General features: G+C 46.9%; 11 protein-coding genes. 3 read left to right on the top strand and 8 right to left on the bottom strand.

Annotation, left to right across the window (positions count from 1 at the left end):
* Positions 1 to 515: 515 nt before the first annotated feature.
* Positions 516 to 1277: a TIGR02206 family membrane protein gene (locus MKY42_RS06200; protein WP_339849691.1), complete on the bottom strand. Its 762-nt coding sequence runs from the start codon at positions 1275 to 1277 to the stop codon at positions 516 to 518.
* A gap of 284 nt (positions 1278 to 1561) precedes the next feature.
* Between MKY42_RS06200 and MKY42_RS06195 the strand changes: the two genes are divergently transcribed.
* Positions 1562 to 2536, top strand: coding sequence for a ring-cleaving dioxygenase (locus MKY42_RS06195; RefSeq protein ID WP_339849688.1), 975 nt, complete (start codon positions 1562 to 1564; stop codon positions 2534 to 2536).
* Positions 2537 to 2716: 180 nt separating this feature from the next.
* On the opposite strand, the gene MKY42_RS06190 is transcribed toward MKY42_RS06195, so the two are convergent.
* The 3 genes from MKY42_RS06190 to MKY42_RS06180 form a co-directional block, all read right to left on the bottom strand.
* Entirely contained in the window at positions 2717 to 3424 is a 708-nt protein-coding gene (locus MKY42_RS06190) for a stalk domain-containing protein (protein ID WP_090894024.1), read from the bottom strand.
* A 277-nt stretch (positions 3425 to 3701) separates the two neighbouring features.
* On the bottom strand, positions 3702 to 4547 hold the full coding sequence (locus MKY42_RS06185; protein ID WP_179265606.1) for a hypothetical protein: 846 nt from the start codon (positions 4545 to 4547) through the stop codon (positions 3702 to 3704).
* Between the two features lie 168 nt (positions 4548 to 4715).
* A complete protein-coding gene (locus MKY42_RS06180) occupies positions 4716 to 5993 on the bottom strand; it encodes a methyl-accepting chemotaxis protein (RefSeq protein ID WP_179265607.1) in 1278 nt (425 codons plus the stop codon).
* Positions 5994 to 6315: 322 nt separating this feature from the next.
* Between MKY42_RS06180 and MKY42_RS06175 the strand changes: the two genes are divergently transcribed.
* Positions 6316 to 7746, top strand: coding sequence for an aspartate ammonia-lyase (locus MKY42_RS06175; RefSeq protein WP_339849682.1), 1431 nt, complete (start codon positions 6316 to 6318; stop codon positions 7744 to 7746).
* Between the two features lie 171 nt (positions 7747 to 7917).
* Here MKY42_RS06175 and rpoN read toward each other — a convergent pair whose 3' ends face one another.
* On the bottom strand, positions 7918 to 9225 hold the full coding sequence (gene rpoN / locus MKY42_RS06170; protein WP_339849679.1) for an RNA polymerase factor sigma-54: 1308 nt from the start codon (positions 9223 to 9225) through the stop codon (positions 7918 to 7920).
* A 122-nt stretch (positions 9226 to 9347) separates the two neighbouring features.
* Positions 9348 to 10895 (bottom strand): L-glutamate gamma-semialdehyde dehydrogenase, encoded by a 1548-nt coding sequence (pruA, locus tag MKY42_RS06165; protein ID WP_339849676.1) that lies wholly within the window; start codon positions 10893 to 10895, stop codon positions 9348 to 9350.
* A 244-nt stretch (positions 10896 to 11139) separates the two neighbouring features.
* Here pruA and MKY42_RS06160 point away from each other — a divergent pair, with 244 nt between their 5' ends.
* Positions 11140 to 12063 (top strand): proline dehydrogenase family protein, encoded by a 924-nt coding sequence (locus tag MKY42_RS06160; RefSeq protein ID WP_339849673.1) that lies wholly within the window; start codon positions 11140 to 11142, stop codon positions 12061 to 12063.
* Between the two features lie 198 nt (positions 12064 to 12261).
* Here MKY42_RS06160 and MKY42_RS06155 read toward each other — a convergent pair whose 3' ends face one another.
* The gene (locus MKY42_RS06155; RefSeq protein WP_339849670.1) at positions 12262 to 13971 is read right to left on the bottom strand and encodes a YVTN family beta-propeller repeat-containing protein; all 1710 of its coding nucleotides are present in this window, start codon (positions 13969 to 13971) and stop codon (positions 12262 to 12264) included.
* 54 nt (positions 13972 to 14025) lie between these two features.
* On the bottom strand, positions 14026 to 14382 hold the full coding sequence (locus tag MKY42_RS06150) for a hypothetical protein (protein ID WP_179265612.1): 357 nt from the start codon (positions 14380 to 14382) through the stop codon (positions 14026 to 14028).
* Positions 14383 to 14413: the final 31 nt, after the last annotated feature.

Below are 14413 nucleotides of genomic sequence, written 5' to 3'. Positions count from 1 at the left end.
TGGATATCCAGAACGCAGCGGGATGTTTGGTTTGAAATATATATAGAAGAACGAAGGAAAAACTCGTCGCTTCCTCCCTGGTTTTGAATGAATTGTTAACCAGGGCTTGTCTTCAAATCTGTTGAATAGAGAAGCGTTCCCGAGCGTGTCCAGCGTACGCAAGTGAGCTGTATTTTGAATGTTCGAGCATGCGCCCTTCATCATGAACGAGCAAACGCTAACGAATCTGAGGCGTCTTATTCAAGGATTTGAAGCGTCCGCAGAAATCTAAGAAACTTAAGACACGTTATATCAGAATAAAAAGCCGGTTGCAGCGTTTTTGCCAAGAGATTTTGGGAAATAACGTGTCTGATGTTCTTTACAATTTAAAAAGAGAGCCTAAAGGCCAAATAAGACGCCCTGTGTTCCTTAGAAAATCATCTGGCCATTCGGTGAGAATCAGCCAGCCCCGACTTCAAGACTTTTTGGAACCCGACCTCCATCATTGTATAGCTTGTCTGAGTTTGAAGACATACCTAGAGCGCAGAACTCTTTCCTCTTTTCACTCGATTATTCAGCCGCTCCGGAATCGCAAAGAGCAGGATGTACATCAGAGAGAACATGACTACTGCTAACAACTCCTCCCCAAGAATGTACAAGGGATAGGGACCCAACATATCGAGCACTGAAGGCGTATCCGGTTTGTGTCTGAGAAACATATAATTGGCGTCAAGCACGATATCCACACCGTATACAACCAACGCAGCCACATTCACGAACATCATCGAACCCAACACAGATCTCCAGCTTGGACGAAGCTGCTCCACCCAAGTCATATAGAGCAACGCCAGAATAATACAAGCGTGAGCAGTAAAAAATTGAATGAACCGAAAATGTGCATAAGCATAACCGAGATTAGGCGTTACGATTGCCATCAAGGCTCCTGCTATTCCTGCGAACAGCAATGCTGAATGCAGCAGTCGGCTGCGTGTCAACAATAGCAGCGCCGATAACAATAGTGACAGACTGCATAGCTCCAGTGGCAATGAAGTTTGCAGACTCCACACATCCCCATATATATACCAGAGCTGAAGCACAATTTCACAGCCGAACATGACACATGCCAGAGCGATCCGAAAGGTACGGCGTGTATTCGGTGCCCAGGACCGCAGCAAATTTCGAAACAGGAACATCGATATAATTAATGCAGCAATAAGGCTGATCGCCCACAGGTGTGAAGTGGAAAACAGCATAAACGGTTCGGCATCGTAAGGGTCCAGCCACTGGGGATAAGCCATGCGCCTCTTCCCTCCTTCTCATTACACAAACACAATATATCTCTTTAATGTTAACTTTTTCATTTTGACATTGAATGAACAGACTGTCCAGATGGAATTCTAAAATAGGATTGTATTTTAAATATCTTTATGTTAAGATAAATTCAACAACAAAACAAACTAAAAGTTAGTAACTATCTTAACGGAAATATTATAAAACAGCATATATATGTTCTTCTAAACATTTACACGATAACGGGTAAATACTCATTAAGTTGAACATATATAACCAGGAGGAATTTATAATGCAAATCAAAGGACTTCACCATGTATCTGCACTGACCGCACACGCCGCTGAGAATTATCGGTTCTACACCAACGTCATGGGATTGCGATTGATCAAAAAAACAGTCAACCAGGATGACGTGTCCGTTTACCACCTCTTCTACGGCGATGAAAAAGGCAATCCGGGTACTGAACTTACCTTCTTCGAGATTCCGATGGCCGGACAGACTCGTGAAGGCGTAAACAGCATCTCCGCAACGTCACTGCGTGTTCCAAGTGATGCTGCACTTACGTACTGGCAGCAGCGTTTTGACGAATTCGAAGTCCCACATGGAGAGATCGTTGAACGGGGTGGTCGTGCCACGCTCTCGTTCACAGATTTTGAAGGACAACGTCTGATTCTGGTCTCGGATGAAAACAATGCAGGTGTCGCTGGGGGTAAACCATGGGATCAGAGCCCGGTGCCTGCCGAATATGGCATTGTAGGTCTTGGTCCTATCCATCTTACGGTAAGAGATGCTTCCCTTACCGCTCCGGTTCTTACCGAACTGCTTGGTTTCAGAGCGAAAGGAAGTTACCCTGCCTTTACTCCCGGGCAGCCTGATGTTCTCGTCTTCGAATCTGGTGAAGGTGGAAGTGGCTCCGAGGTGCATGTTGAGGAACGAAATGACCTTACCCAAGAACGTCCTGGACGTGGCAGCGTACACCATGTTGCGTTCCGCGTGGATAATGAGGAAGAACTGAAACAATGGGTGGAACGGGTTCATAACTTCCGATTCCCTAACTCTGGTTTTGTAGATCGCTTCTACTTCCGCTCCCTGTATTTCCGTGAAGCGAACGGTATTCTGTTTGAGCTTGCAACGGATGGTCCGGGATTTGATACAGACGAAGAAATGGAGCATCTGGGAGAATCGCTTGCCTTGCCTCCATTCCTCGAAGGTCGCCGCGCTGAGATTGAAGCGAACCTGAAACCACTGGATACCGTGATCCGCTAATATTCGTAACTGGCGTGTAATTCAGCAAAAAGATTTCAATTCAAAACAAAAATAAAAACGATGTTCACCAGGCAACTCTGAATACCGGATACGGTTCAGGAATCCCTGGTGAATCATCGTTTTTTTATGTTTAGGCTTGCCTTGCCCCTTCTGTAAGGTGGCAAACCTGCAAATTGTGTTTTACTTCGTCAGATACGATGTTGTCAGCGGTACAAACAGAGCCGAACCTGGATCTTCTGACACAATCTCGACATAGACAGCGTCTGTACCTTTAACGTCCACATCTATACTCATCATACCGCTTTCTGGAGTGATATTGAACTTTTTGAGTGTCGCGAGATCCTGATCATAGATATGAATCTCCTGATTTCCTGTTAGCGCGGCAAGTTCCAGGTGCAAAGAAGAATATTTTTTACCCGTATTAATCTGGATGTCGTCCCCCTGTTTTGAAGGATCCTTATGCAGATAAACATCCTTGTAATCCTTGCCTTTATATGTGGTATCCTTAGGATCTTTGGTGTGCCATGCGGTAGATCCAAGTACGGATGTTCCAAGTGCACTCAGCGTTACTTTTCCGTTAGTTACAGGCGCAGATCCATTCGTTCCGCCAATGAGGACGGATGAAGTTGCACTGTCATACGTGATCTCTGTTCCAAGCAAGGATCCCACAGCACGAACAGGCAAATAAGTTGTTCCGTTATACGTAATAGGCAACACCGTTTTACCATTGGCATCTTTGGCTGTCACCGTGGCACCATCCAGTTTTAGCGTAATCTTGCTGTTTAGATAGGCTTTAATCTGTTCCAACCCTGTTGCTGCAAGTGCACCTGTCCCGATCCCAAGCGTTAATGTGCCTACCATCAAACCCAGTACAACCTTCTTCTTCATCAAAATCCCTCCTGAACGTTAAAATAATTTGTCCTTTATACATTTAAACGACTAAAGTGATAATGTCAATTGTTTACTGCATTTTTAGTACATTGTTCCTATCTGTAGGCAGCACAAAACAAGGCTGAATGTCCCGATTTTTTTCAGCCTCGTCCTGTTTCCTACTGCCCGATAAGGCAGAAAGGAAGATATTCTTTGTACATCCTTATCTGGCAGAACTTCTCTTTCACCACGAGAACTGCCAACCTTCGTCCCACCAGATGTCTACACGACCCTATCAATCAAAAGATTCATAATATTCTTCTTCATACACTTCCATGCTGTATTTCAAATTTGCAGCTTTCCACTCGCCATCTTGATACACATAAGCGAATGTCAGATCACCAGCATATAAAGCTGCACCGTAAGATCCTGCTGCTGATACGACAAGTTGGCCATCCTCCACGCTGTAATACGTTACTCCACCGAATCCCAACTCTTTGTTATACAAGCCGCCACTCGTGTCTCCTTCGATCCGTGAAGGTTCTGCTTGAACCCCATCAACGGCAACATCAACATCTACACGGTCTGATCCAACCGTAACCTTTGACTCCACATGCTGCTTCACAATCTCATCCAGAGATTGCATCTTCATCTCTTCCAGCGTTATCGGATTAATGATACGGGCTTGTCCCAAATAAATACCTGTTCCATGACCTTCCGTATACAAAACAACGATCTCTTTCTGGCCATCTCCATTCAGATCCAGCTCGTGTACTTCAGGTTTGTAAGACCCGCCTTCTCCCTTCCAATCACTAAATTCTTGTGTCTTACCGTCCACTTCCAGCACCATTCCGTTATATATATATCCTGAACCCTCCACTTTCATAGGGTACAGTCTTACGTTCTCATTTTCGGGAGCAACTGAGATGTAGTCCTCCTTGATGGAGGTTGCTTCTTTGGTTGTAAAAGCTGCTTCATTCATTGTTTCTATATTGGAAGCCACGACCGCTGAGGTCTGGCTGGATTGATCATCTATGTTAAGCTGTTTTTGCGATTCATTCATGGTTCTGGCAGACGAAGTTGTACTAATCGTAGCTACCGCCAAAATAATCATCAGCAGGATACCTGTCCAAGTTTTCAATATGCTGGGCTCCTTATCTGTTGTGTAATACTACCATTATATCTTCATTTATCGCCCAAGCGTTGCGAATTTGTTAATGTTTCATAAAAAAATCTTTACATATTTCAGTTTTTACGAAAGAATGTTCGGCTTTAACCATAATAAGCAAAAAAACACCCCGGAAACAGCTCAAGGCTGCATCCGAAATGCTTTCGTTTTGTCCATTAATCGATCCGTTAATTGTCTCAGCTCTTCAGCTGAGGATGAAATCTCCTGCATGATTGCAGTCTCTTCATGTGCCGCATCCATAATCCGTCTCGCCTCATCCGAGAAAGATCCGGCTTTTCCTTGGATCTTTTTCACATGACCATGCGTCTGTTCCACGCGACTGGTCTGTTCCCCAATTTTGGATCCGATTTCATAAGCACCCTTCATAAACACTTCTACCGTACCTGTAAGCTCCTGCAACGTCTGATCAACAGAGATCGTACGCTCCGACTCGTTCACTACGAGGCCATGCTGTTCATGGATCAGTTGGGCTGTATCCTTGATACGCTGCTGAACACGACTGATCAGCTCATTAATCCGATGCACCGATTGTTTACTCTCATCTGCCAGCTTACGAATCTGCTGAGCCACGACAGCAAAGCCTGCACCCTCTTCTCCCGCACGCGCAGCCTCAATGGAAGCATTCAGGGCAAGCAGCCCTGTTTCCTCTGCAATGTTTTTGACAGACTGAGTGATGGCTTCAATATCCGAGGCTTCCTTCTCGAGCAGCACCATGATGTCCCGGGAACGGTTGTGGGATTCCGTCAGCTCGTCCATTCCTTTCATCAAAGAAGAGAAGGTCTGCTTCGTATGATCTACCGAACGTTCCATCTGACCGGACATCTCTGTCATACCGATCGACTGACTGTGCATACGCTGAAAATCGTTCAACATCTCATCGGCTGTAATCAGCGACTGATGTGAAGTCGTCTTCTGCTCTTCCACACCCACAGCAATATGATCCACCGCATCAGACATCATTTCGATCTGCTCTGCTGCCTGGGCAATTGCTTCACTAAGTGACTGGGCATTCTGCGAGGTTGTGCGTGTACTATCTGTAATATCGTTTACAATACTTCTCAGATTGAAAACCATTACGCGAAAAGCATCATATAATACAGTAATTTCATCCTGTGTACGTCGCGCTGGAATCTCGGCCGTCAAATCCCCCGACGAAACTTGTTGTGCAGCACGGGACAAATGCACAATTGGACGAGTCAACCAACGGGAGGCAAACCAGCCCAGAATCGCGTTCCAGCATACACCCATAATGAGTACGATAGAGATATATAACCAGCTTGGCATGGAGAACGAGAGCCAGTCCTGAAGAAAAAATATAAAAAAGCCGCTAGTTCCGTACGTAATTAGAGAAATCAGTACTAAACCTGCGACGGTTTTTGCGCCTAAAGTCCATTTCATATTCACACCTCATAGTCCTTTTTTCCTATTTTACCAGTAGATAACCAAATAACATGTGATTTAGATCACTGAAAACGACAAATCCACCACTCATCTTATTCTTCATGCATGACTTCTCCTCTAAGTTGAGCATAATTGAAAAGACGAGTTTTGACTGACTAAACCTTTAATCTGCCAAGGTGATATCCTTAATTTAAATTATTTATCGGTAAAAAGGGTGAAATGATTTAGCTTGGCATCCATTTTGCTTAAATGATATACTGAGTGCGCTTCGGCATTGCCGGAGCTGACCTATTTTTGGATGCCACTGGAGGCGAACGAAATGTCTACAATGTCCACAAGGACGGAGAAAGATTTTATTGGAGAAAAAGAAATTCCTGCTTATGCTTATTATGGAATACAGACGGTTCGGGCTGTGGAGAACTTCCCGATTACCGGCGTTCCGGTACACCGGGAGCTAATTACAGCGCTGGCTGCGGTGAAAAAAGCTGCGGCAATCACGAATATGGAGCTGAAGATGCTGCCACGCAAAATTGGCGATGTCATCGTCATGGCTGCTGAAGAAATGATGAAAGGCCATCATCTGGATCATTTTATTGTTGACTCCATTCAGGGCGGTGCAGGCACCTCCATGAATATGAATATGAACGAAATTCTGGCCAATCGCGGACTGGAACTGTTATTGCAGAACAAGGGTGACTATTTCCACTGTAACCCGAATAACCATGTAAACATGTCCCAATCCACCAATGACGTAATCCCAACTGCACTGCGCATTGCTGCGTATCGGTTGTCTGAAACGTTGCTGGATACGATGAAGCGTCTGCAGGATGCGTTCCGCAAAAAAGAACAGGAATTTGACGATGTAGTCAAAGTAGGTCGGACACATCTTCAGGATGCTGTGCCTATTCGCCTTGGACAAGAGTTCGGAGCCTATGCACGCGTGATCGGACGTGATATCGAGCGTCTTGAGTTCGCAAATCGTCGCCTGCTCACCATTAACTTGGGTGCGACGGCTGTAGGTACAGGTCTCAACGCGAAACCGGAATACATCATCAAGGTCACGGAGCATCTGTCCGATGTGACAGGATTGAATTTGCAAACGGCCGAGGATCTTGTGGATGCGACACAGAATACGGATGCCTATCTGGAACTGTCGGCTGCACTGAAAGTATGTGCTGTCAGTCTATCCAAAATTTGTAACGATATTCGCATGATGGCTTCCGGCCCACGCGCAGGATTCAATGAGCTGCGTCTTCCACCACGTCAGCCAGGTTCGTCCATTATGCCAGGTAAAGTGAACCCGGTTATGGCGGAAGTGATCAATCAGGTGTCCTTCCAGGTGATGGGCAATGACCATACGATCTGTATGGCCTGTGAAGCGGGTCAATTCGAATTGAACGTCATGGGTCCCGTTATTGCGTTCAACTTGCTGCAATCGCTGAAAATCATGAATAATGGTATCGACGTCTTTACTCGTTATGCTGTTGAAGAAATGGAAGCCAACCGTGAGCGTTGTGCATTGATCATGAAGCAGAGCTTTAGTGTAATTACAGCGCTCAATCCACATCTGGGCTATGACGTGGCAGCCTCCATTGTGAAGGAAGCGTTGAAGACTGGACACACCTTGCAGGAGATCATTCTCGAGCGGGGTCTGCTGACACCGGAAGAATTGGAAGAAATTTTGCATCCGGAGCAGATGACTACCCCTGGTATTGCAGGTGAGCACTTCCTGCACAATATGGAACGGTAATAAGCTGTTTTTAAGCTCTACTAATGAATATATACATTGAAATTCCGATGGCCGAAAACAACCTTTCGATCGCTGTAAAATCGGAACAAGTAACCCCCGCTGACCGTTTTACCACGGCTCGCGGGGGTTACTTGTTTCTCGGTTATGTTTTGTCGTTGCTGAACCATAGGTTTATTTTCCCCAGCGTTTACGCTCAAGTGAAGGTAGAATTTGAAGCTCTTCCCTGTATTTCGCCACCGTTCTGCGGGAGATAACGATGCCTTCATTCGCGAGTAATGTCGTGAGCTGGCTATCCGAGTAGGGGCGTTCCGCCCGTTCAGAACGAATCAGCTCTCTCAATCTGAGCTTCACCGCCGGTGCAGAGGCCATTTCTCCATTCGTTGTTTCAAGTCCTGTTGCAAAAAAAGCCTTGAGTTCAAACACACCGTGCGGTGTCTGAACATATTTGCCATTGACCGCACGGCTCACCGTCGACTCATGCATGCCGACAGCCTCGGCAATCACCGCCAGATTGAGCGGCTTCAAACCGGCAGGTCCTTCACGCAGAAAAGATATCTGTTCACTCATGATCGCCGCCATGACACGCATCAGAGTTCGGCGACGCATGCGCACGCTGCGAATGATCGCTCTCGCCTCTGCTGCCCGGCCTGACCAGACCTCGTCTGCATCGATCTCCCTGATCCAGCGGCAGCAAGCTTCGTTCAGCGATACCCGCGGCACCCCCGCTGAGTTTAAACGTAGAGACACCTCATCATTCCTTATCTGCACAACGGCATCCGGAATAATATAATGTGCATGTTCCGTACACCCGATGGATCGGCAAGGTTTCGGGTCCAGACAAGCAATATAATCATAGGCTGCCTGAGCCTGCTGCGACGAAATCCCCAATCTTGTTCCCACTCTTCCTGGATGGAAACGAACCAATTCCTCGAGACCGTGCTCCACCATTTGCTCCGCATGCTGGTTAGCGAATGGGTCACGCCCGATCTGAAGCAACAAGCATTCACGCAAATTTCGTGCGCCCACACCTGCGGGGTCCAGCGACTGGAGAATGTGCAGAGCTGCCTCAGCCTCAGGCATCGATACTCCCCTCGCCGATACAACATCCGTCAATTCCATCGTCAGATAGCCATCCTCGTTGACGCAACCAGCCAAATATATAGCTGTTGACTCCATTGCTGGCGGAAGATTCTGCAACCGAAGCTGAGACATCAACAGATGTTCAAGTGTAGGTTCGGCCCCTTTCATCTGTAACAGCGGATCATAAGAGGAGAATCTCTCCCGATTCAGACGTCGGGGAAGACGGGTGCGCAGGGCAGAGGCCTCTTCTAGCTCAAGCACCGGATTTTCATCCGCCGCCTCCTGCAAATAACGAGCCAATTCCTGACCCGACAAGGTCAGCAGATGAATGGATTGCTTCATCTCCGGCGTAATGGATAATCGAATACGCCCCTCCTGCACCAACTGAAATCCTAACATCCGTCTCCCCCCTTAAGCGCTGCTCAAGCTACTACAGTATACTGACGAACAAAGACTATTTTCAGGAAATGATAGCATATACACCAAGCGATTGTCAGCGGGCCCAAACCCAATTTTTCAACTTAATATTTCTCCGATACCAACTTCGCCTGGGTGAAGAGCAGCAAGTAGTCTCTTCCTCCTGCCTTCGAATCCGTTCCCGACATATTAAATCCGCCAAATGGATGTGTACCCACCAGTGCACCTGTGCATTTACGGTTAAAGTATAGATTCCCCGCAAAAAATTCCCTTCTGGCTTGTTCCAGATGTTCGCGATTGCGAGAGATCACCGCACCGGTCAGTCCATAGTCGGTATTATTGGCAATATCCAGCGCATCCTCGAAGGATTCTGCCTTGATAAAGGCCAGCACCGGTCCAAAAATCTCTTCCTGTGAAATCCGTGCTTGCGGGTCGACATCGGCAATAATGGTCGGTTCAATGAAATAACCTGCCTCATTCCCTGTACTACCACCGAGTACAAGGCGTCCTTCCCCCTTGCCTATTTCAATATATTCTGTGATCTTGGCATACGCCTTGTCATCGATAACCGGACCTACCTGATTTCCGACTTCAAGCGGACTGCCCATGCTCAGCAGCTTGGTCCGTTCAATCACTTTTTGCAAGACCTCGTCATATACATCTTTATGAATAATCGCGCGGGAACACGCGGAGCACTTCTGTCCCGAGAAACCAAATGCCGAAGCTGTGATGGATTCCGCAGCCAATTCCAGATCACTGTCGTTATCTACAATAATTGAATCCTTGCCGCCCATTTCGGCAATCACTCGTTTAATCCATTTCTGTCCCGGCGCGGTGCGTGCTGCACGCTCATTGATCCGCAGACCGACGTCTCTGGAGCCTGTGAAGCTGATAAAGCGGGTGAGCGCATGGTCCACCAGATAATCGCCAACCTCACTGCCCGGTCCTGGCAAATAGTTCACTACGCCATCCGGCACACCCACTTCTGCAAGCAGCTCCATAAATTTAGCGGCAATAACCGGTGTTGTACTGGCTGGCTTCAATACAACGGTGTTGCCGGATACCAATGCAGCAGAAGTCATGCCTGCCATAATCGCGAGTGGGAAGTTCCATGGTGGAATGACAACACCCACACCAAGCGGAATATAACTCAATTCATTATCTTCGCCTGCAATTCGTGTGAGCGGCTGTGGTTCACTCAGACGCTGCATCTCACGGGCATAAAACTCCATAAAATCAATAGCTTCGGCTGTGTCCGCATCCGCTTCTGGCCATGTTTTGCCTGCTTCGTATACCATCCATGCCGAAAATTCATGCTTACGACGCCGCATGAGCGCCGCCGCTTTGTACAAATAACGGGCACGTTCATTCGGGTCCGTATGCTTCCAGGTGCGGAATGTTTCCGCAGCCGTCTGGATGGCCTGTTCGGCAAGCTCTTGATCGGCCTGACAGATCTTTCCGACGATCTGATTTTTGTACGCAGGATTCACGGAGGATAACGTGCGGGCGCTCGTTATTTTTTGCCCACCGATAATAATAGAGTATTCCTGGCCAAGTTCAGCCTCCACCTTGCGAAGTGCGTTCTCAAAAGCTTCCCGGTTGGCCGGGACTGCAAAGGATGTGAATGGTTCGTTAACAAAAGGGATATTCATAATGATTTCCTCCTTCAGATGTGGGGGTTCGCTGGCTGTTTGCCTGAGTTGCCATGCATTTTTACTCATCACCCAATATATGTAGCAAGATCCGTGCCAACTCCGGTTGATGAAGGAATATTTTTATAAATAAATGTTTTTCTTCAAAATAACCGACCGTTATCTTCTATCCAGAACAATCTTGGCATGATTATTGCTTGATCACTTTGTTATAAAGAAACATGATCCATAAGGAGGAACCCCGATGAGTATCGGAACGGAAATGTACCGTAAAACGCTGCTGACCGTCGCAGGTAATAAAGCTGTGGAGAATCTCTCCATCAAATACGGCAAAAAGCTGGCTGGCAAGTTTATCGCAGGCAACACACTGGAAGAGGCTCTCGAAGAGATTCGCGTACTCAACAACAAAGGCATTATGGCTACACTGGATCATCTCGGCGAGGGCATTACCCATTTAAGAGAAGCTGGGCTGTATCGGGATGAGTATATACGTCTGGTGGAAGGCATTGCCCGTCAGAATGCGGACTCCAATGTCTCGCTAAAACCAACCCAAATGGGACTCGCGCTGGACCCTGAGGAAGGTTATCGAAATATACGTGCGGTTGCCACCCAAGCGAAGCTGCATGATCTGTTTGTGCGGATCGATATGGAGGACAGTCCGTTTACCCAAGCGACTTTGGATATTGTGCGCCGTTTACATTCGGAAGGACTGGATAATACAGGTACAGTACTGCAAGCCTACTTGCATCGTACCGTGGAAGATACACGTGATATGATTCGGGAAGGAATCCGGCTGCGTCTGGTCAAAGGTGCTTACAAGGAACCTGCATCCGTAGCTTATCAGAACACTTCAGAAGTGATTGATCAATTCAAAACGATGATTCGCAGCCATCTCGATCAAGGCGTATACACAGCGGTTGCTTCACATGATGACCATATCATTGCCTGGACCAAGCAATACGCGAAGGATCGGGGAATTTCCCCGGATGCGTTTGAATTTCAAATGTTGTACGGCTTGCGTATGGGCGAACAGGAACGCCTGGCCAGAGAAGGTTACCGCATTCGTTGTTACGTGCCCTATGGAACGATGTGGTACCCGTACTACACCCGCCGTCTGGCCGAGAAACCCGCAAATCTCTGGATGGTGGTCAAAAACATGTTCAGATAATTGTCGCGTGGATTAACACTTGTAAGGTACAGCAAGAAGAATAAAAAACCATGCTGCCTTTTTTGAGGCAACATGGTTTTTTGGTTACCAAACAGCTACACAGCAGGCCAGAGAGATGGACCTATCTCATTACCATTCACCAATGTCTAAAAAATGAGCATCCCTAAATTGAAATGTCTACTTTTCTGGACACGTTCATTAAGGATTTATTCCTATACCCAATGGTCCCGTGCTTACTGTAATGGTGGCTGTAACGGTATTGCTATTTCCATCAATTACAGAGACTGTGCTCCCCGTATCTATCGCGACGTAAACTCCATTGGTTAAAGGGTTCACGCCCACACCGGATGGTGCAGTTCCCACCAGAATGGTAGTAACGACAGTATTGCCACTTCCGTCAATGACAGAAACCGTATTACTGCTGTTGTTTGACACGTAGACAAGGTTGGTGTTTGTATTCAGCCCTACTCCAAACGGCCCTGTTCCCACCGGAATCGTAGCTATAACAGTATTGGAAAATCCACTAATAACTGAGACCGTGTTATCACCGTTATTTGCCACATATATCCGGTTATTTATTGGATTTACTGCTACTCCCAACGGCTCTGCACCTACATTAATCGTATCTACGACGGTATTGGTACTTCCATTAATGACAGAAACGGTTCCGTCCCCCACATTAGTCACATAAATGAGGTTGGTGATCGGATTCACCCCTACACCAAATGGTTCCGTTCCCACTGGAATGGTAGCCGTGACTGTATTCGTATTTCCGTTAATGACGGAAACCGTGTTGTCGCTGAAATTATTTACATAGATGAGGTTGGTATTCAGATTCACACCAATGCCCTCTGGCTGAACACCCACTGGAATGGTTGCAACGACGATGTTCGTATTACCGTCAATGACAGAAACCGTATCGTCACTAAAATTAGTCACATAAATCAGGCTGGTGTTTGAGTTCACTGCTATAAACTGAGGCTCATTGCCAACAGGGATCGTGGTTATGATAGCATTAGTATCTCCGTTAATAACACTGACATTATTACCTCCAGAACTAGCTACGTAAATTAAATTCACCGAAGTTGGTATACCAGTTGCACCTGTAACACCGGTGGCTCCTGTGGCTCCCGTTACTCCAGTAACTCCTGTGGCTCCAGTAACTCCAGTACCGCCCATGGCTCCTGTTTCTCCAGTAACCCCAGTAGCTCCCGTTACTCCGGTAACTCCAGTACCTCCCGTGGCTCCTGTGGCTCCCGTTACACCTGTTGCTCCCGTTACTCCAGTAACTCCTGTGGCTCCCGTTACACCTGTTGCTCCAGTAACTCCAGTACCGCCCGTGACTCCTGTTGCTCCAGTAACTCCAGTAGCTCCCGTAACTCCTGTTGCTCCAGTAGCTCCCGTAACTCCTGTTGCTCCGGTAACTCCAGTACCGCCCGTGACTCCTGTTGCTCCGGTAACTCCAGTACCGCCCGTTGCACCTGTTACTCCAGTAACTCCAGTAGCTCCGGTTGCTCCCGTGGCTCCGGTAACACCTGTTATACCCAGAGATTCACCCAACAACTCCTGTGACACCAACCGATGAGCCGTCACCAACTCACCTTCGGCATCTTTGCCCCAGACTGAAATTTGCGCTTCCGGAGCAGCTGTGTCTGCGGTTGAAAATACATACTCGAACGCATCAAAATTGGCCGCATAGTCTTTGGTTACAACCTGATTAGGCAGCACATTAAACAGTTCTTCCACATATAACGTTCTAATTCCATCCAAGAAGTAACCCAAAAGAAGTACATTAAACACATCAGTCGAATTTCGGTTATCAATTTTAATGGTGACAAGTTGAGTGGGACGTGTACCCGTTACACCTGAAATATTATTTTCAATGGGTCCAGTTGATAAAATGGCCATTTAATCAACCTCCTTTTTATTATGACTTAATTTCCTTATGTTACCTACTAAATATCATCCCGAGCCTAACTGTTCGGCAGATACTAATCGGTGCGCGTCTACCAGCTCACCCGAAGATGTCTTTCCCCACACGGAAACCTCGGTCTCATTCACAGCTGGACCACTGATCGTGAATACGAACTCGTAAGCAACAAAGTTTGTACTATAATCCCTAGTGAGTACCTGGTTAGGAGAAACTTCGATCAACTCACTGACATACAACGTTCTTTCCCCGTTCAAGATATAACCGAAAATCTGAAGAGTTGAACTATTGACCACATCCGTGTTCACAATCCTCACCGTCACAAAACTCGAAGGATTCACACCAAGAACTGGACTATTGTCAATGGGTCCGGTTGATAGAACAGTCATACAATCCCCTCCTTCAGGCAGCCTATTCCCC

This window comes from Paenibacillus sp. FSL W7-1088, from assembly GCF_037969855.1.
Taxonomy (GTDB): Bacteria; Bacillota; Bacilli; order Paenibacillales; family Paenibacillaceae; genus Paenibacillus.
Note: the sequence above shows the minus strand (reverse complement) of the source record. Positions and strands in the feature narration are given on the sequence as shown.